The sequence below is a fragment of the Nostoc sp. genome, from assembly GCF_036917555.1.
Taxonomy (GTDB): Bacteria; Cyanobacteriota; Cyanobacteriia; order Cyanobacteriales; family Nostocaceae; genus Nostoc.
In genome coordinates this window covers 98,355-117,694 of sequence record NZ_JBALDD010000092.1, presented here as the reverse complement: position 1 = coordinate 117,694, position 19,340 = coordinate 98,355, and the positions used below count along the sequence as shown (strand labels likewise).

At 43.2% G+C, this 19,340-nt stretch carries 18 protein-coding genes and 1 pseudogene; 10 read left to right on the top strand and 9 right to left on the bottom strand.

The window, feature by feature from the left end:
- Window positions 1-85: 85 nt before the first annotated feature.
- Window positions 86-1,045, bottom strand: coding sequence for an XDD3 family exosortase-dependent surface protein (locus V7K60_RS34395; RefSeq protein ID WP_334932638.1), 960 nt, complete (start codon window positions 1,043-1,045; stop codon window positions 86-88).
- Window positions 1,046-1,569: 524 nt separating this feature from the next.
- Complete coding sequence (locus tag V7K60_RS34390; RefSeq protein WP_334932636.1) at window positions 1,570-2,952, bottom strand: 1-acyl-sn-glycerol-3-phosphate acyltransferase; 1,383 nt, start codon at window positions 2,950-2,952, stop codon at window positions 1,570-1,572.
- A gap of 249 nt (window positions 2,953-3,201) precedes the next feature.
- Here V7K60_RS34390 and V7K60_RS34385 point away from each other — a divergent pair, with 249 nt between their 5' ends.
- Entirely contained in the window at window positions 3,202-5,019 is a 1,818-nt protein-coding gene (locus V7K60_RS34385; protein WP_334932634.1) for a proline--tRNA ligase, read from the top strand.
- A gap of 359 nt (window positions 5,020-5,378) precedes the next feature.
- On the top strand, window positions 5,379-5,990 hold the full coding sequence (locus tag V7K60_RS34380; protein ID WP_334932632.1) for a GerMN domain-containing protein: 612 nt from the start codon (window positions 5,379-5,381) through the stop codon (window positions 5,988-5,990).
- Between the two features lie 50 nt (window positions 5,991-6,040).
- On the opposite strand, the gene V7K60_RS34375 is transcribed toward V7K60_RS34380, so the two are convergent.
- The 3 genes from V7K60_RS34375 to efp form a co-directional block, all read right to left on the bottom strand.
- Window positions 6,041-6,388: an ArsR/SmtB family transcription factor gene (locus tag V7K60_RS34375; RefSeq protein WP_104909018.1), complete on the bottom strand. Its 348-nt coding sequence runs from the start codon at window positions 6,386-6,388 to the stop codon at window positions 6,041-6,043.
- A gap of 62 nt (window positions 6,389-6,450) precedes the next feature.
- Window positions 6,451-7,008 (bottom strand): acetyl-CoA carboxylase biotin carboxyl carrier protein, encoded by a 558-nt coding sequence (gene accB, locus V7K60_RS34370; protein WP_334824821.1) that lies wholly within the window; start codon window positions 7,006-7,008, stop codon window positions 6,451-6,453.
- A 109-nt stretch (window positions 7,009-7,117) separates the two neighbouring features.
- A complete protein-coding gene (gene efp, locus V7K60_RS34365) occupies window positions 7,118-7,675 on the bottom strand; it encodes an elongation factor P (protein WP_094349903.1) in 558 nt (185 codons plus the stop codon).
- A gap of 202 nt (window positions 7,676-7,877) precedes the next feature.
- On the opposite strand from efp, the gene V7K60_RS34360 reads away from it, so the two are divergent.
- Together V7K60_RS34360 and V7K60_RS34355 are read left to right on the top strand one after the other, a co-directional pair.
- Window positions 7,878-8,984, top strand: a complete 1,107-nt coding sequence (locus tag V7K60_RS34360) for a peptidylprolyl isomerase (RefSeq protein ID WP_334932630.1) — start codon at window positions 7,878-7,880, stop codon at window positions 8,982-8,984.
- 189 nt (window positions 8,985-9,173) lie between these two features.
- A complete protein-coding gene (locus V7K60_RS34355) occupies window positions 9,174-9,407 on the top strand; it encodes a LysR substrate-binding domain-containing protein (RefSeq protein WP_334932628.1) in 234 nt (77 codons plus the stop codon).
- 86 nt (window positions 9,408-9,493) lie between these two features.
- Here V7K60_RS34355 and V7K60_RS34350 read toward each other — a convergent pair whose 3' ends face one another.
- A complete protein-coding gene (locus tag V7K60_RS34350) occupies window positions 9,494-10,066 on the bottom strand; it encodes a Uma2 family endonuclease (protein WP_334932626.1) in 573 nt (190 codons plus the stop codon).
- 89 nt (window positions 10,067-10,155) lie between these two features.
- Between V7K60_RS34350 and thiL the strand changes: the two genes are divergently transcribed.
- Window positions 10,156-11,178 carry a thiamine-phosphate kinase gene (gene thiL / locus V7K60_RS34345; RefSeq protein WP_334932624.1) on the top strand — a complete coding sequence of 341 codons (1,023 nt, stop codon included), beginning with the start codon at window positions 10,156-10,158 and terminating at the stop codon, window positions 11,176-11,178.
- 34 nt (window positions 11,179-11,212) lie between these two features.
- Here the strand turns inward: thiL and V7K60_RS34340 are convergent, their stop codons facing one another.
- Both V7K60_RS34340 and nadD read right to left on the bottom strand, forming a co-directional pair.
- A complete protein-coding gene (locus V7K60_RS34340; RefSeq protein WP_334932622.1) occupies window positions 11,213-12,226 on the bottom strand; it encodes a type I glyceraldehyde-3-phosphate dehydrogenase in 1,014 nt (337 codons plus the stop codon).
- 116 nt (window positions 12,227-12,342) lie between these two features.
- Window positions 12,343-12,969, bottom strand: a complete 627-nt coding sequence (gene nadD / locus V7K60_RS34335; RefSeq protein WP_334932620.1) for a nicotinate (nicotinamide) nucleotide adenylyltransferase — start codon at window positions 12,967-12,969, stop codon at window positions 12,343-12,345.
- Between the two features lie 403 nt (window positions 12,970-13,372).
- On the opposite strand from nadD, the gene murC reads away from it, so the two are divergent.
- From murC to V7K60_RS34320, 3 genes are all read left to right on the top strand, one after another.
- Window positions 13,373-14,836: a UDP-N-acetylmuramate--L-alanine ligase gene (gene murC / locus V7K60_RS34330; RefSeq protein WP_334932618.1), complete on the top strand. Its 1,464-nt coding sequence runs from the start codon at window positions 13,373-13,375 to the stop codon at window positions 14,834-14,836.
- Window positions 14,837-14,960: 124 nt separating this feature from the next.
- Entirely contained in the window at window positions 14,961-15,959 is a 999-nt protein-coding gene (murB, locus tag V7K60_RS34325) for a UDP-N-acetylmuramate dehydrogenase (RefSeq protein ID WP_334932616.1), read from the top strand.
- A 267-nt stretch (window positions 15,960-16,226) separates the two neighbouring features.
- Window positions 16,227-16,574, top strand: coding sequence for a YbaB/EbfC family nucleoid-associated protein (locus V7K60_RS34320; protein ID WP_334824837.1), 348 nt, complete (start codon window positions 16,227-16,229; stop codon window positions 16,572-16,574).
- On the opposite strand, the gene V7K60_RS34315 is transcribed toward V7K60_RS34320, so the two are convergent.
- Window positions 16,571-16,810, bottom strand: coding sequence for a hypothetical protein (locus tag V7K60_RS34315; protein WP_334932614.1), 240 nt, complete (start codon window positions 16,808-16,810; stop codon window positions 16,571-16,573). The two genes, V7K60_RS34320 and V7K60_RS34315, sit on opposite strands and share 4 nt — an antisense overlap.
- 132 nt (window positions 16,811-16,942) lie before the next feature.
- Here V7K60_RS34315 and V7K60_RS34310 point away from each other — a divergent pair.
- Both V7K60_RS34310 and V7K60_RS34305 read left to right on the top strand, forming a co-directional pair.
- A pseudogene (locus V7K60_RS34310) lies at window positions 16,943-17,197 on the top strand (arsenate reductase/protein-tyrosine-phosphatase family protein); the annotation flags it as partial.
- A 560-nt stretch (window positions 17,198-17,757) separates the two neighbouring features.
- Window positions 17,758-19,302, top strand: coding sequence for a group II intron reverse transcriptase/maturase (locus tag V7K60_RS34305; RefSeq protein WP_334932612.1), 1,545 nt, complete (start codon window positions 17,758-17,760; stop codon window positions 19,300-19,302).
- Window positions 19,303-19,340: the final 38 nt, after the last annotated feature.

The window sequence follows — 19,340 nt, the reverse complement described above, 5'->3', positions numbered from 1 at the left end:
ATTTATCCAAAATTCCATTACTCCAGCAATCATTTTTTCTGAGAGAAAATAGTCTTTCATCTTGTCTATAATCATTGAAGAAAAATCAAGCTGTATTGCGAATGTCCCTACCCAATTGCCACGCTGATTTCTTGCGTAGCTTGCTACCAGCCAAAGCCAGACCGATGATTCCTAAACCAGCGAGACTAGCAGGCTCAGGAGTCGATTGGACAATAGCAGATTTCTTGAATTCAAATGCAATGGTTTGTGTACCGTTGAATTTGTTGGCATCATAGCCAGTGGTTAGCAACTGCTGCGTTACATTACCCTGTGCTAGAAATGAGATTCCATTCAGATAGTTTCCAGAGTCGATGACATTGAGATTAAATGTCTTGTCTTTGCCGTTATTGGTAAAGTAACTACTGGTCAAATCACCATAACCGACAACGCCACCACCTTGTTTTACCTGAGTTTCGTAAGAAATCCATCCATCTCCTGCCAAACCACCATATCCAACAGTGTAGCCTTCTTTAATATTAGTAACTGTTTTTGCTTGAACATTACTATAAACACCTAGTTGTTGTACTCCTGAAGCATTCACTGAGGAGAAATGAATCCCAAACAAATCCCCACTGCTCATCGCATTTCCAAAAGTCTTGCCCACCATGTTGAAGAACAAATCACCATATCCAATTTGACCACCGGTAGCACCCTGTTCAGCCTCTCCTGTTAACTTCATATTGCCGTTGATTGCCACAATCACGCTGGTAGCAGTTTCTTTAATAGCCATACCAGAGATATCGTAGGGATTTACTTTCCCTGCCGCGGCACCAACCCAATAATTCCCGTTCATGCCATCTTTGTTTGAATCAAATGCATACTGCCACCCGTTAGCAGTGGAGTTTTGACCCATCAAAAGACCAGTAGTGTCATTCATACATTCCAAAGAGATGCTAAATGCTGTTCCCTTTAAGTCGGAGGCATACGCTCCTTGACCAGCCACAAAGAAGATTCCAAAAGTAGCAATACCAACCTTCAGTAAATTGAATAAGTTTTGAGTTTTCATTATTTATAACTTGATTGATTTAGAGAATCACAATTTCCTGGACTTCTCTATTTGTAATTTGGATTACAAAAACAGAGAAGCGTAATTCTTCTGAAAATATAATTGGGATAACTTAGCAGTAATTTTATAAAACTCAAATAAAAAACGACATATTTAGTTAGGATTGCCTTTATCTCCCCAATTGTATTAAAGTGAAATAGCAGCAAAAGCAAGTAGTTATAGTAGCCTACGATTGTCTGCACCCATTTACTTAGACAGTTTTGAAAAACTTTTGAGTTTGTGCAAGCTTAATAAACTATATCCAGTGAGCATCTCCGTACAAGATATCTAAACCTGCGATCGCTAGAAGTTTTTTGTTTGCATCGATCTACTTTAGAAAGTAATATCCGATTCGGATGAACACTTGGGCATTTACATAGCACCTTGCTAGTTAAGGGAGTCAGGAGGCAGGGGTCGAAATCAATAAGCCTCTTGACGACTGACAGCTTTATTATGGTTACTAGCAAAAAATGCAACCCTTCTAATCAAATCAAACCTTCCAACGTGTGTTGCAAATCATTCGTAACATCAGCAACAGCTTGTCTAGCACCCAAACGATTTTCCTTATACGTTGGATAACGCTCAGAAATAGATATGGGTTCACCCACAGTAATTTTTACTTTTTGCTTGCCCAATTGCGGACGCTGCACAGTTTTATTGCCTTTGATTTTAGCAATCATTTGCCATAAAATTAAAGTTGTCTCAGCAAACCTTTCTGCTGTTGGATTTTCACGAATATAATTACCAGAAACTGCTACAAAACTTTCTACTAAACGCATGTGCCACATCCGGGCATTCGCTTCTTCTGCAATGCGATCGCCTAAAGCTCTTTCTACAGCAGATACTCCTTTTACATCCTTAAATTCTTCTCTAAATATATAATTCCAACCAGCTTGTTCTACTCGCCGACAACGGTCACTTAAACTACCTTTTGACTGCAAATTAAAATACTGTTCTGAGATTAACAGCGCTGCATTCAATAAAGCTTGTAAACGAACTGCTAAGGCTTCATTTCTATCTGGAATTTGCCCGTTGATAATCTTCGCATCTGGCAGTTTTTGATGATAGAATCGTGTGTAAAATTCTTCCATTAGCAAAAGTAAATGTTCTGCCAAAGTCAACAACCGGGGATAAAGTGACTTCACAGAAGCATTTTCTGGTGCATTCACAGGTAAACCACTAGCCGCTTCTAATTCAGTTAAAAGATTAGCGATCGCCTCCCAAGGAGCATCAACGTAACTATATTTAATCCCAACTGGTACAATTAGAACCTGTTGGTCGCTTCCAGCTTTGTGCAAATCTTCAGCACACCAAAAGCCTAATTGGGCGATACCAGGTTCTAGGGGGCTAATATTCTCCGATAAACCATTGGTAGCACCTTCAGGCGCAGCCGCCATCGGAAATTTTCCATTAGCAAACAAGTCACGTGCCGAACGTAACCCCGTCCAGTCAGCCTTACCTCGCTGAATTGGAGTACCACCTAAATGAGAAGCAATCCAACCAACGTGAGAACCTGCCCAGAGAGGAATGCCGCGATCATAGATAAAATGAGCGTGAATGGGAAGTTGTAGTGTTACACCCTGCGATCGTGCTACCTCTGGCACGAGTTGAGACAGCAAGTAACCCAAACAAAACGGATCGTCTGTTTTCGGATGGCGAAATGCCAGCATAAAACGGATCTTCCCCTCCTGAAACTGGCGATAGAGATCCACCAGAACTTCTACATTGTCTGCTTCAATTTGGGTAATAGATGTTTGCCAGTTTATCCAACTGGGTAGCAACAGATGGACGACTCGTAGAAATAAGGGGTTAAACGCCGGAGGAATAAATTCTAAGGGTGCCTGTGCTTGATAAATTACATCTGCCAAGGTAGTTTTCTCCTAAAGTGATTGGGGACTGGGGATTGGGGACTAGTATTTTTTACTCAGGACTTTTTCAAGTAAATCTCCATGTACTTCTCACATAAAGAAGGATGAAAATCTCTCTTGTTTAGCCCCTAGCCCCTAACCTGTAAGTAAAAATGAAAAAGAAATAACACTGTGTACTTTGTACTTCATCCTTAATACTTCATACTTTAGTTGACATAGAAATTAGTGATTCTGGAAAGGAATTAAACGATGCGACTTTCACAAATGTTATTTGTTACACTGCGTGACGATCCAGCTGATGCTGAGATTCCCAGCCATAAATTATTACTCCGTGCAGGTTACATTCGTCGCATCGGTAGTGGTCTTTATGCTTATTTGCCGTTAATGTGGCGAGTAATGCAAAAAGTTTCCCAGATTGTGCGGGAAGAAATGAACGCTACAGGCGCACAAGAATGTCTCCTACCACAATTACAACCTGCGGACTTATGGAAGGAATCGGGACGTTGGGACACTTACACCAAAGCTGAGGGGATCATGTTTTCCCTAATTGATCGCCGTGAGCAACAATTAGGATTAGGGCCAACTCATGAAGAAGTAATCACAGCGATCGCTCGTGATATGATTCGCTCTTATCGCCAGCTACCACTACATCTCTACCAAATTCAAACCAAATTCCGTGATGAAATTCGTCCTCGCTTTGGTTTAATGCGCGGACGGGAATTTATCATGAAGGATGGCTACTCTTTCCACACCGATGAAGCCAGCCTCAAAGAAACTTACCAGGATATGTATAAAGCCTACAGCAATATCCTGCGGCGTTCTGGTTTAGCTTTTCGGGCAGTGGAAGCTGATTCTGGTGCAATTGGTGGTTCTGGTTCCACAGAATTTATGATTTTGGCAGAAGCTGGCGAAGATGAAGTTCTCTACACTGAGGATGGTAAATACGCTGCTAACGTAGAAAAGGCTGTTTCTTTACCAATTAACGCCGAAACTTCACGGTTTACAACCTATGAAAAACGCGATACACCTGGAACAGAAACCATTGAAAAGGTCTGTCAACTCCTCAACTCTTCTCCCACTCAATTAGTGAAAAATGTCCTTTATCAAACAGTTTATGATAATGGTTTAACGGTGTTGGTTCTGGTAAGCATCCGAGGCGATCAGGAAGTTAATGAAGTCAAGTTGCAAAATGAATTGACCAAACTAGCTTCTGAATATGGCGCTAAAACTATTATTAGTTTGAATGTACCAAATGTAGAAGCCCAGCAAACATGGACAGCTAAATCTCTACCTTTAGGCTACATTGCGCCAGACATCACAGATGAGTATATTACCGCCAACAAGCAGATCCATCCCAAGTTTTTGCGCTTGGTAGATCAAACAGCCGTTGATTTAAAAAACTTTGTCACAGGTGCAAATGAAGCTGGCTATCACGTTGTTGGTGCTAATTGGGGTGAGCAATTTACATTGCCAAGTACAGTAGTAGATATACGTAAGGCAAGATCAGGCGATCGCGCCATTCATAACCCAGAACAAACCTTACAAAGCGCCCGTGGAATTGAAGCAGGTCACATTTTCCAATTAGGCACTAAATACTCTCAAACGATGGGAGCAACTTATACCAATGAACAGGGTGAAGAAAAGCCGCTAGTTATGGGTTGTTTTGGCGTAGGCGTATCACGGTTAGCACAAGCTGCCGTAGAGCAATCTTATGATAAAGATGGGATAATTTGGCCAGTTGCGATCGCACCTTATCACGCGATCGTCACAATCCCCAACATTAAGGATGCTCAACAAATCGAAATCGCCCAAAAACTTTACACAGAACTCAATCAAGCGGGAGTTGAAACTCTACTAGATGACCGCGACGAACGGGCGGGAGTTAAATTTAAAGATGCAGACTTGATTGGCATACCTTATAGAATTGTAACCGGGCGGGCGATCGCTAATGGCAAAGTTGAAGTTGTAGAAAGAGCCACCCGTAAATCTCAAGAAATAGTCATTGATGAAGTGACAACAACACTTCATAAGTGGATTACCGAAGCAATAGAGGGGAGTAGGGATTAGAAAATTTCCCATTTCCAACAAAGACTCACGAAAAACCTAACCCCTTTCCCACGACGGGAAGAGGGAAAATTCAAAGTCTCTCTCCTCGAAGGAGAGAGATTTAGAGAGAGGTTTTCCAGACTTGATGAAAAGTCAGATTTCCCAGAGACGCGATTAATCGCGTCTTTCCAAAATTTACATAATTTGGTAGGTGACGGATTAGAAATAAAAATTCTAAAATTGAATTGGGAACTTACATAATTAAGAGGTATTAAGTCTCCTCTAGATTGTGGGAAACTCTCCACTTATAAGTATCGTCTTTAACCAGGCTGCTCCTCACATAACTACCATATCAGCCCTCAGTTAGGAAGGTTTTGAACATGAAAGACCAACAAGGATCTAATCGTATTTCTTCAGGCGTAATTGCAGCGGTGTCAGCAGCGGTTGTAGCGGTGGGTGGCGGTGTAGCTTGGTTTACCACACAATCTAGTAATACTCCTACACCATCAAACCCTTCTGGCCGCATTGAACAGCCAGTACAGCCATCAACTAGGCAGCCAGGTAAAGAGCAAACCCCCAACGTTTATTGGCTAAGATCAAACAACAAAAATGTTACTTTGGTTCCCCAGCCTGTTAGAGTAGCTTCTATTCGACCCAACCAGCCTTTAGAAGCAGCTTTCCAGAGTTTGTTAGCAGGTCCAACAGAAGGGACAGATACAACAACCATCCCTAAAGGAACCAAGCTATTGGGGTTGAAAGCTGAAAATGATGAGGTTCACGTTAATTTATCTGAAGATTTTACCAGCGGTGGTGGTAGCACCTCAATGATGGGCCGTGTAGGACAAGTTGTTTACACTGCAACAACTTTAAATCCCAAAGCCAAAGTGTATATTGACGTGAACAGCAAACCGTTGGATGTTTTAGGTGGCGAGGGTGTAGAGTTACAACAACCGCTAACTCGTGAAGAGTTTCAGAAAGATTATCCGCTTTAGTCATTGGTCATTAGTCATTAGTAATTAGTTTTGGACAAATGACTAATGACTTAACGTTTGCTATTTAACACACGAAAATTACGGGCTTGCTGCTCTAACCTTGTAGCAAGGCGATCGCAAACCCGATTACACAAATCAAAAATCATTTGATCTTCCACCCGGTAATAGGCGCAAGTTCCTTCACTGCGGCGGCTAAGAATACCTGCTTGCCACATTACCTTCAGGTGTTTTGACACATTTGCCTGAGAAGTCTGTGTTGCCTCTACCAACTCTTGCACGCATTTTTCTTCATCCCGTAATAAGTGTAGCAGCCGTAGGCGCATTGGCTCACTTAACAGGCTGAAGTATTCAGCTACTTGTTGCACCACTTCTGGTGGTAAAGGCAACGTTTGTTTCATCAGGGTTGACCCGCAAGGACTGAAAGTTTTAACAATGACTCACATCATATATACATTAATACTTAATCAGGGTTAATTCGCATCAAAGGTTGACCATATTCTACAGCGTCGCCATTTTCGAGGAGAATTTCCATCACCTGTCCAGAGACTTCAGCTTCGATTTCATTCATCAGCTTCATGGCTTCAATGATACAGACTGTTTGACCCTTGCGGACGCGATCGCCCACTTCCACAAATGCCACTTCCCCAGGTGCAGGAGCGCGATAAAACGTTCCTACCATTGGGGAAGGCACTTCTACTAATCTCTGGTCAATGGTTGAGGGAGGATTTACTGACAACTGCATTTGTGTGCTAGTTCCAGTATTCTCAAATACACGAGATGTGGACACCTCTGTTAGCTGACTTCCGCTTACCTGGTTTCCCCCAGATGAACCCGATGTCAAGCCTGAACCTACCACACCGCCTAAAGTCCCTTGACCTACCGACAACATCTGATTGCTAATGCTCACAGCCTTACGGACTGTTAGCTCAAAATCATCGCTTTTGAGTATGACTTCTGCAATATCTGTTTGTGCGATAGTTGCCAATAGTTGGCGGATTTCATTAAAGTCCAATGGCACAGTTTTTATTACCTCGACCTATCCGTAAATTAGCATTTTAAGTGTGGCAGGGAATTAATCCCTATGTAGGGATTTCAATCGGGAGCAAGCATCCCCGTAGAGATGAAAGTTATTCCCTGCTGATATATTTATCTTCCTGAGTATCAACTTTGATACGTTCTCCTTGGGAAATAAATAAAGGAACCATCACAACTGCACCAGTTTCCAGAGTTGCTGGTTTCGAGCCACCTGTGGCAGTGTCGCCTTTTAAACCTGGATCTGTTTGTACAATTTCCAGAACCACAGACTTAGGTAACTCTACTCCTAGCACCTGTTCGCCCCACCGAATCACTTCGGCTTCCATACCTTCCTTGAGGTACTTGACGCGATCGCCAATTTGTTCACGAGTCAATCTGCCTTCTTCGTAGGTTTCCATATCCATAAAGACAAACTCATCGCCTTCTTTATAGGTATGCTGCATCGTGCTTTTTTCTAGGGTGGCTTGCGGCACTGTTTCCCCTGCGCGGAACGTTTTTTCCATAACGCTCCCACTCTGGACATTTTTTAGCTTAGTTCGTACAAAGGCAGAACCTTTGCCTGGTTTGACGTGCAAGAATTCAAGCACTCGCCATACAGACCCATCCAATACAATTGAAACACCGGGTCGAAAGTCGTTACTGGAGATCATGAAACTTTCAAATTTTGGAAGACAATCGGCATTTATTGTACCCTTCTAGGGTCGTCATTGGGCATTTGTCATTAGTTTAGTGTCATTGTCATTAGTCATTTTTCCTCTGCCCTAGACCTCTGCTCCACTCATCACCTAACGTGGGAAGATTATTTATGGGTTACGTCCAGTCAACAATTCACTGCTGCATTTGAGTTATCCCATGCTTAACTTATTAAAATCCTGGCTGAAGAACAGCCTAATGGCAATACTGCTGATAACAATATTTTTAGGCATAACTACAGCTGGGTGGACTCCCTCCAGTAGCGCCGCACTCCCAGCCGGCAATGCAATTACCGACGGAAAGGCTTTGTTACGGTATGCACTCCCGATAGATAACAAACCTGTGCGGCAACTACAAGGCAGCTTAGAGGACATCTCTGCCCAACTGCGGGCAAATCGACGTTGGGGTGCTATTTCCAAAGACATCAGCCAAGCATCCCGCATTCTCGATAAACCTTCCCAAATCTTAACAAGCGTTCTGACAGAACGCCAACCCCAAGCCGAAGCTTGGATTACCGAGTTAAAATCTGGGGTGGATAAATTGCAAGAATTGGCGAACAGTAAAGATAAAGAACAAATACTGCAAGAGAGAAGTAAACTACTAAATCTCGTTACTGGGCTAGAAGATTCAATGGTGAAACAATTCCCCTTTGAAATACCTGCCCAGTACAGTAACCTGCCGCAACTTAAAGGTCGTGCCACTGTAGAAATTAAAACCAACAAAGGCGATTTAGCCCTTGTAGTAGACGGTTACAGCGCTCCTGTGACTGCTGGTAATTTTGTAGATTTGGTACAGAGGGGTTTTTATAATGGCTTAGAATTTACCCGTTCTGAAGAATCTTACTTTCTCCAAACTGGAGATCCTGCTGGGAAAGACGTAGGTTTCATTGACCCAGAAACGGGCAAATATCGCGCTATTCCCCTAGAAGTCTTAGTTAAAGGCGATAAAGCACCTACTTATGGCATTACTCTAGAAGAAGCTGGTCGTTACGTTGATATGCCAGTTCTACCTTTTTCTGCCTTTGGTGCAGTAGTGATGGCTCGTCCTGAAAGTGAAGTGAATGGTGGTTCATCACAATTTTTCTTCTTTTTGTTTGAACCAGAACTCACCCCCGCAGGACGCAACCTATTAGATGGTCGCTATGCTGTTTTTGGCTATCTCACCGAAGGTAAAGAAGTTTTGGATAAACTGAAGGCGGGTGACAAAATTGAATCGGCAACAGTCGTTCAGGGAATAGAAAATCTGGTTGAGCCGCAAGCCGCATAATATGTTTTAGATTTTGGATTGAATCCAAAATCTAAAACATACTGATATTCTTTTGAAAAATAGAATATAATAACTATTTTTTTAGGCTTCCAAAAATTAGAATTTTGGGTGAAATAAACCATATTGCGTCTGCTGCAACAGATTTGTTAGACTGCTGCAACTTTTCGTTAATTAAAGACCAATATTCGGATGATCAATAATAGGAATTTTTTCAGTTTTCTGTTTGTTTTTATAACAACAGTTGCAGGCGGAATGGGGATTTCACTACTTCCGGCAAACGTACAAAATCTTCAACGAAGTGGTTTAGTCTATCGTTCTATACAAGGACAATCACCAGTATTAGAAATCGTTGCTGTTTGGCGAAGTGATAATGGATCTATAATTTTGAGAAATTTCCTTGAAGTGATTGGGAATTTAGTATGAATTTATCTTTAATATTTTTCAACTTAGCATCGCTGAAGAGTTTTTAATCTAATCACGATTAAAAGACAACTACTATCTATGGTCTACTAGCCCAGAGAACCTGCATTCAACACCTCTTCAACAGCAATATTAAATTCTGAAAAAATCCGTGATACAATTTGCTGATTGGCAGTAAAAACTGTTTCTTCGTAAAATCCATCTTCCAGTATTAACACCGAAATTTTTGCTTTCAGTGGGTTTACAATCCAATATTCAGGAACTTCTAACGCCGCATATTCCGAGCGTTTATAACGATAGTCCCGTTTCACCGACTCTGGACTGACCACCTCGACAATTAGTAACGGAGATGACTCAAATACTGCTGAGGCATTCAACAATTCTCTGGCTTGTTCCAGTGTCACTACACACAGATCGGTCAACCTAGATTTATTTCTACCCGTCCTCACCCCACTTTCCCGAAAACACAACCAAGGTGAACTACAACGTTTGATTTCTGCATCTAGCAATTGCTCAAGAAATTTGGCAATCAGGAAATGTTCAATAGTAGGTGGGTTCATTAGCTCTAGCTTGCCATCCACCAATTCGTAATGGAAACCGTTGCCATCATCATAGGTTAAGTACTCCTCAAATGTGATGCTGGTTACTGGTGTTGTTAGCATTACAACTGACTCCTAGACAATACCTTTATCTTAAACAGTAAAGCAAATCATCAGCTTTCTTCGTAATTTTGCAACACGAAAAACCGATTGTGAACAGTGAGTTATCTTCTGAAAAAGTAAAAGATATTGGTGAACAAAGTCTTTTAGAAAAATTACAGCGCTTCTGTCCTCTAGAAATTATCGGTGATGATGCCGCAGTATTTGAGACTGCACCAGGGCAATCTTTGGTAGTGACTACAGATGTACTGGTTGATGGCGTGCATTTTAGTAATCTCACCACTTCCCCAGAAGATGCTGGTTGGCGAGCTGCGGCTGCCAATTTATCAGATTTAGCAGCAATGGGTGCTTCTCCATTGGGAATCACTGTCGGGTTGGGACTACCTGGTGAACTTAGGGTGAGTTGGGTAGAACGCTTGTACCAGGGAATGACGGAATGCCTGCAAAAATACAATACCCCGATTGTTGGGGGTGATGTCGTGCGATCGCCTGTTACTACTCTGGCAATTACTGCTTTTGGTCAAGTAAACCCTAGTCAAATTATCCGCCGTTCTGCTGCTGTTATTGGGGATGCGATCGTCGTTACAGGCGTTCATGGAGCCTCAAGAGCTGGCTTAGAACTCCTCTTGCATCCCGAATTAGGACAAAACCTCAAAGATGCAGAATGCACGGCTCTAATCCGCGCACACCAACGCCCACAGCCACGATTAGATGTCTTACCAATCCTCTGGAAAATCTTAACTCCTAACTCCCAACTTTCCATTGCTGGTATGGATAGCAGTGATGGTTTAGTAGATGTGATAATCCAAATTTGCCGCGCCAGTGGCGTTGGCGCTGTCTTAGAATACAGACAAATTTCTGTACCAAAAACTTTTAACCATTGGCTGACACCAGACCAAGCGCTAAAATATGCTCTATATGGTGGTGAAGACTTTGAATTAGTACTGTGCTTACCACAAGAATTAGCATCAGCCTTAGTGCAACATCTTGGAGAAGGTGCTGCGGTCGCAGGCAGGATTACAGCCGGATCGACAGTAATATTGCACGACGAACAAAAAAAATTCCCTGACCAAGTTCTGAGTCTTAGCCAGGGATTTCAACATTTTGGTCAATAATCTGTTTGTGATTTTTCTAATGACTAATGACAAATTATTGCCACTTCTCGGCTACTAATTCTGCCAAATCCAACACTCGTTGGCTGTAACCCCACTCGTTGTCATACCACGCCATAACTTTTACTAGGTCATTGCCCATAACCAAAGTCAAGTTTGCATCAACAATCGAAGAAGCATCACTACCTTGATAGTCAGAAGATACTAGTTCTAGTTGGCTGTAGTCCAAAATCCCTTTAAGTGAACCTTCGGCAGCATCTTTGAGAGCTTGGTTAACTTCTTCAGTAATAGTACGCTTCTCAACCTGAACTACGAAATCTACCATTGAGACGTTCGGGGTTGGTACGCGCAAAGCAACGCCATTTAGCTTGCCTTTGAGGTCTGGGATAACCAGCGCCACTGCTTTTGCTGCACCAGTAGAGGTGGGTACAATGTTTATCGCTGCTGCCCTCGCCCGTCGCAAATCCCGGTGAGAAGCGTCTAGCAAGCGCTGATCGCCTGTATAGCTGTGGGTGGTGGTCATCGTACCTTTAATGATGCCAAACTTATCGTTCAACACCTTGGCAATTGGTGCCAAGCAGTTGGTAGTACAGCTAGCATTACTGATAATGTGATGTTTGTTGTGGTCATAGTCATGATGATTCACACCAACCACAAAAGTACCATCCTCGTTTTTACCAGGAGCGGTAATCAGAACTTTCTTGGCTCCAGCATTTACGTGCCTGAGCGCTCCTTCTTTGCTAGTAAATACCCCAGTTGCTTCGATAATTAGGTCAATTCCCCAATCTTTCCAGGGCAAGTTTTCGGGGTTGCGATCGGATACGCACTTAATGGTCTTACCGTTGACGATGATAGAGTTATCGTCAGCACTAATCTCAGCACCTTTGATCTTGCCTAGCATTGAGTCATACTTCAGCAGGTGAGCATTGGTTCTAGGGTCTGAAGTGTCATTAATAGCGACAAGATCGATCTGACTATTCTCTCTACCCACCCAGCAACGTGCAAAGTTACGTCCAATCCGCCCGAAACCGTTGATTGCAACTCTAATCACAGTGTCTTGCCCTCTGTATTTATGCTTATATGTTGATATCGTTGACCCCAATCATATCGCAAAGGGGGGGGGCACTTTTAACCATAAAGTGTTGGATCAATAAAAAAACACATAATTTATTCAGATTTGTAAGAGTAGAGATTGTTGTTAGTGATATATGATCTGACCGATTCCGGGACTAAATAACGAATTGACTGGCGTTCGCGACAAAATTTGCGAATTAGACTTGACGAAACTCCTACTAAAGGTATATTCAAGAGTTGCCAGTGAATGATCACAGACTCCTCCTTGAGTTGTTGCTCCACTTGCTTGCAGATTAATTTGCTTTGAGTTATAGTCTCACCACCTAGCTGTCGGGGTGCGATTAACCAATCACACATTTGTGCTAATTCGTGTCCCCGGTACCAACTGGGTAAGGTTTGGAAAGTATCCAAACCCACAATCCAGTACCAGTGAGTATTTGAGTAACAAGCAGATAAGTCAATCAGGGTGTTAATGGCATAAGAAGTCCCAGAACGATTAGTCTCCACTAGTGAGACAGTAAATGCTGGGTTATCTTTGATGGCTAATTGCAGCATTTGCAGACGATGCTCAAACAAAGCTGCTTCTTTGTGAGGAGGATTTAGGGATGGCACCCAAATTACCTTTTCAAGGGATACTTGATGCAAAGCTGTCTCGGCTACGAGCAGGTGTCCCCAATGAATTGGATCGAATGTGCCACCAAAAATTGCTAGTTGCTGCATCCAGATAAGCCTGGTTTATATGCAATTGAAAAATAGTTTCATTACCAATGTACTATTGTACTCAATTCATGCCTAAACTTAATGCAATTTCAAATTAGTTTCACTAAACAATGTATTATGTAGCCAATTCCAGTAAGGTAGCCAAAAATATGTATTTGACATTACAAGAATTTCTTTCCCGATGCAGCCAAAATTTTCAGAATAATCTTAAGAACAGTTCAGAAATAGCAAAAACCTCCAACCAAGGTAAAATCATTCTCAACCAGGAAAACCAGAGCAGAAACATCATTTGGGCATCAAACATGAACATGATACAGGAGTAGTTACGGTAAAAATCAAATTCCTGTTATGATACGCGTGTCATTTGTGATTATGGTGTGGTGTGGTGTAAGAGGAGCAATAAATGACTAATTCTGTAGATTTTAGTGGTAGACCATTTCATTTTATTGGTATCGGTGGCATAGGTATGTCTGCTCTGGCATACGTTCTTGCAAAGCGTCAATTTCCAGTATCAGGTTCGGATCTTCGTCCAAACCACATTACGCACAAGTTGGAATCTATTGGTGTTCATATTTTTGGTAAACAAGAGGCAAGCAATCTCGAATTCTTTCACCCTCAGGTATTGGCTAATCCAGTAGTATTAAATTCACCAGAACAATTACCTGCTGATAGTAAGTCAAAACTGCCTCAAGTCATTTGTTCAACAGCAATTAACACTAATAATTTAGAATACAAAGCAGCGCTGGAATTAGGTTGTCCAGTTTTACATCGTTCAGATGTACTAGCAGCTTTAATTGCCGATTACTACAGTATTGCAGTGGCAGGAACACACGGCAAAACTACAACTAGTAGTATGATTGGCTATATGCTTCTGGAAGCAGGTCTAGACCCAACGATTTTAGTCGGTGGCGAAGTCAATGCTTGGGAAGGTAATGCTCGATTGGGACAAAGCCAATATTTGGTAGCCGAAGCAGATGAATCAGATGGTTCTCTGGTAAAACACGCTCCCGAAATTGGTATCATCACCAATATTGAACTCGATCACCCTGACCACTACGATACATTAGAAGAAGTCATTGACATCTTCCAGACATTTGCTAAGGGTTGTAAAACGTTAATAGGTAGCATTGACTGTGCTACAGTGCGCGATCGCTTGCAACCCACAATAACCTACAGTTTACACTCAGATACCGACGCTGATTACACCGTCACTAATATTGATTATCGTGCTGATGGTACTACGGCTTTGGTTTGGGAAAGAGGCAAAGCTTTGGGTGTGTTGACGTTGCAGTTGCTCAGTCGGCACAATCTCAGCAATGCCCTAGCTGCAGTAGCTGTTGGTCGCGCTTTGGGCTTAGAATTTGGAGCAATTGCCAAAGGTATCGCCACCTTTGAAGGAGCAAGACGACGCTTTGAGTTCCGAGGTGAAGTCAATGGCATTACCTTCATTGATGACTATGCTCATCACCCTAGCGAGATTCGCGTTACTCTCGCTGCAGCACGTTTACAGGCAAGACCAGGGCAAAGAGTGGTTGCCATCTTCCAACCCCATCGCTATAGTCGTACACTGACCTTTTTAGAAGAATTTGCCTCCTCTTTTACCCATGCTGATTTGGTTGTGCTGACTGATATTTACAGTGCAGGCGAACCTAATTTAGGGCAAATTAGTGGTGAACGTCTAACGGCGGAAATTGCTAAACAGCATTCGCAGGTAGTTTATCAACCAACTTTACCCGCAGTGTGTGAGTACTTGCTACAAACACTACGCCCAGGAGACTTGGCACTGTTTTTAGGGGCTGGAAATTTGAACCAGGTGATTCCTGAAATAATTACGACACTTTGTGAGCCGGCTAAAGCCACATCCTAAGTGGAGACTTTGCGAAGATTAATTTCCGAGCAAAGCGCCCCTATAGCAACGGTTTCATCTGTAAATTCGATTACCGTATCTTTGCGGTAAATTAATGTAAAAATTTTACCAAAACAAAGTAAAGATGACCATTTCCCAGGCAGCTGGAAACGTCTGCACAGTTTCTGCTTTGAATACAAAGAAACAGCAAACAGCTAATTCAGTGGAGAGCGAAGTAATTTACTTACCCAGTACTGATTGTGCGATCAAGTCCCAGGCTTCTTTGTCAGCGTTTACTTCCTATAGAGTTGGGGGAGCCGCTGATTTATACGTTGCCCCCCGAAACTTAGAAGCACTGCAAGCAAGTCTTAAATACGCAAAAGAACGTAATTTAAAGGTGACAACATTGGGAGCAGGTTCTAACTTGCTGGTGAGTGATGGTGGTATATCAGGCTTAGTCATTGCTACTCGTCATCTCCGCTTCAACCACTTTGACCCCCAAACCGGTCAATTAACCGTTGCTGCCGGAGAATCAATTCCTAGCTTGGCATGGGCGGCAGCAGAATTAGGGTGGCAAGGATTGGAGTGGGCCGTTGGTATCCCCGGAACAGCCGGAGGGGCCGTGGTGATGAATGCAGGAGCACATAATAGTTGTATCGCAGATATGTTAGTTAGTGCCCAGGTACTTTCACCTGATGGTACGCTGGAAACTCTTACCCCAGAACAGTTAGGTTATAGCTATCGGACTTCATTATTGCAAGGTGGCGATCGCATAGTCACCCAAGCCACCATACAACTCGCGCCAGGTGCAGACCCAGCAAAAGTTGTGGCAATCACCAAAGAACATAAAAAGCATCGCTTAAGCACTCAACCATACAACTTTCCCAGTTGTGGCAGTGTGTTTCGCAATCCCAAACCTTACAGTGCTGGCTGGTTAATTGAACAGACGGGTCTGAAAGGCTACCAAATTGGTGGAGCACAAGTAGCACTACTCCATGCTAATTTTATCGTTAACCGTGGTGGGGCAAAAGCTAGTGACATATTCTGTCTCATTCGCCACATCCAACATCAAGTACAAGAACGTTGGTCTATTAATTTAGAGCCAGAAGTCAAAATGCTCGGAGAGTTTCAAGGTGCTTGTTGAAACTTTCAATTCCAGGAGTAGGGGGAGCAGAGGAGCAATTGCAGTAAGTTTTTCCCCTCGGCACCTCTGCCTCTTATGCCCAATGCCCAATACAATTCTTGGAGAGGCTGCGCCAACAGCTTCTTTACGAGACGCTAAACGCTCAGTACAAGTGCCTCATGCCCCATTCTATGAAGTATTAATTATTGGTAAAAAAAAAGGCAAATTACTTACCGCATCTATAATTGAATTTGATTTGTTATTCAACGCACACGCGTACAAATAATTATGACAGGAAAAGGACAGGGATTCGGCTTTGGCTTAGGAAAAATGAAAGAATTAGCCGAAGCTTTTAAGAAAGCACAGCAAGTTCAAGAAGGTGCAAAGCGACTCCAAGAAGAATTGGAGCAAATGGAGATTCAAGGAGAATCTGGCGGTGGTCTTGTGAGGGTGATTGTCAGTGGGAACCAAGAACCCAAGCGGGTAGAAATTTCTCCTGATGCTTTAGTAGAAGGTGCAGAAGTACTTTCTGATCTTGTAACAGTGGCAATGAAAGAAGCCTACAACAAGTCCACAGCAACAATGCGGGAACGTATGGAAGAATTAACCAGTGGGTTGGAGTTACCTGGATTTTAATCATTGGTCATTAGTGAGCCAGCGCGGTCTTCTCCTTTCTCTACGAGACGCTCCGCGTTCGTGTAGCGTTCCGAAGGAAAGGCGTTAGCCTCTCCCTTTGGGAGAAGGGGAGACGCTTTAGCACATAGCGCAGCCGTAAAGCCTTCTCTTCGAGAGGCTTGTCTGCGACACGCTACGCGTAGCTTGCTTCCCTGTAAGGGTACGCCAACGGCATGGCTTCGCTTAGAGCGAGTCATCGAGCGTCTGGGAGTTTCCCCCATGAGTGACTGGCGTTAGCGCAGCGTTAGTGACGAAGGAGCGTCACCCGTAAGGGTCATTGGTCATTAGTCACTGGACAAATGACTATTGACTATTGACAAAGTATATCTATGCCTTACAAGTTGCTGTTTGTCTGCTTAGGTAACATCTGCCGATCGCCCTCGGCAGAAAACATCATGAATCATCTAATTGAGCAGGCTGGCTTGAGCGAACACATCCTCTGTGACTCTGCTGGTACATCTAGTTATCACATTGGTAGCCCACCTGACAGACGCATGAGTGCTGCGGCTGCTACTAAGTTGGGAATTAAACTGCGTGGTCGAGCACGCCAGTTCCAAAAGTCAGACTTTCAAGACTTTGATTTGTGCGATTCGTTGGTTAGTAAAACACGGTAATCAGTCCGTAAATAACTAATCCAGCCCGACAGCAGATTACTGTCATCAAAGGCTGAACTCTCGGTCAGATGTAGGTGAAAGCCCTACCATTCAGACTCAGAATTGACTCCTTATCTGCCCACACCGAACAAGCTCGGTTCTTGTAGAGTGAAGCTGGGAACAGGGCGCAATCAGACAGCCGTTACGGGTTGACACTGGCGCTAATAGGGGGTTCCTATGGTGAAACAGAGCCTAAAAAAAGCAACTTAAGTCTAAGCAGGGCGTAACACAAAACCCCTGACTTCACTGGAGATTATTCCCGCCGAACATTAAGTCGTGTATCGGCAAAGAGCCAAGGGAATCCAGTAGTTGAACTGGCTACACCTAACGGTACTATCAATCTCTCCGAGGGAACGAATAAAAACGATTTGTGAGTCCTGGGGCTTTCGTTCCCCAAGTAGGCTAGACGAGAAGCGGAACTCTTACAAGTCGGGTAGGACAGACCGTAATTGGTCTGAGGTGTTCAGAATACACTAACTAGAGAAGAGAAAATGATTAGACACAGTTACAAAACTAGTGAATCTTGGAGAGCTTTACCGTGGAAGAAATTCCGCCGAAATCTTTTCCGCCTTCAAAAGCGTGTGTACAAAGCTGTTCAAGTTGGAGACAAGCGCAAAGCAAGGTCACTCCAAAAGCTCATTCTAAAATCTACCTCGGCTCGATTTCTTGCAATTAGACTTGTATCTCAGCTAAATGCTGGTAAAAAGACGGCTGGTATTGATGGTAAAAAATCTCTCTCATTTGAAGAACGTTTCAACCTTGAAGAACTACTGAAAATGAATAGCGGAAATTGGAAGCATCAAGGCTTACGGGAAATCCCCATCCCCAAGAAGGACGGGACTACCAGAATGTTAAAGATACCAACTATCGCGGATAGAGCTTGGCAATGCCTAGCAAAATATGCACTAGAACCAGCGCACGAAGCCACTTTCCACGCCAGGAGTTATGGGTTTAGAACTGGGCGCTCTGCCCACGATGCACAAAAGTACATCTTTAACAACCTTAACTCTAGCAGCAATGGAATAGAAAAACGAGTTATCGAACTCGATATCGAAAAATGCTTCGACAGGATTAACCACTCAGCAATAATGGACGAACTCATTGCCCCCAAAGGCTTAAAACTCGGAATATTCCGATGCCTCAAGGCTGGAGTCAACCCAGAATTCCCCGAACAGGGTACACCTCAAGGGGGAGTAGTCAGCCCACTATTGGCTAACATTGCACTCAACGGAATCGAAAGTATCCACAGATATAAAGACAAGTGGCACCACCACCGCGAGCCATCAACTCGTTACGCGGATGATATGGTTATTATACTCCGACCCGAAGATAACGCAACAGAGATACTTGAAAGAATCAGCGAGTTCCTCCGCAAACGCGGAATGAATGTAAGCCAAAAGAAAACCAAAGTTACCGCCACGACAGATGGGTTTGATTTCCTCGGCTGGCACTTCAAAGTGCAGAGCAACGGAAAGTTTAGATGTACTCCCTCTGTGGACAACTTTAAAGCGTTCCGTAAGAAAGTAAAACACATCGTCAACAACTCGAATTATGGGGCTACCGCAAAGGCTGAAAAACTAGCCCCGGTAGTTAGAGGATGGAGAAATTACCACAAGTTCTGCAAGATGGACGGGTTAAAGCCCTCACTTTGGTCTTTTAATCACAGAGCATATACGGTATTTAACAAGGAAACAAAGCTTACACGCCACACCAGCAAGGAGTTGATTAAAAAGGCATTCCCAGCAGTTTCCTCCTCCGAAAATAAACACGTCATGGTTCAAGGAATAAAATCCCCCTATGACGGAAATACAGCCTACTGGAGCCAACGTAACAGTAAGCTCTATTTCGGCGAAACCTCTATTGCTCTTAAGAAGCAAAACCATAGATGTGCTTCCTGCGGCTTAAAGTTCATTGATGAAGAAAGGGTTCACCTGCATCACATCGACAAAAATCACGCCAACTGGAAGAAAAATAATCTGGAAGCAATTCATGAGAGTTGCCACGATTACAAACACATGAGCAAAAGCGCAAGCTAAGAACATCGGAAGCTGGGTGCGATGAAAGTCGCACGCCC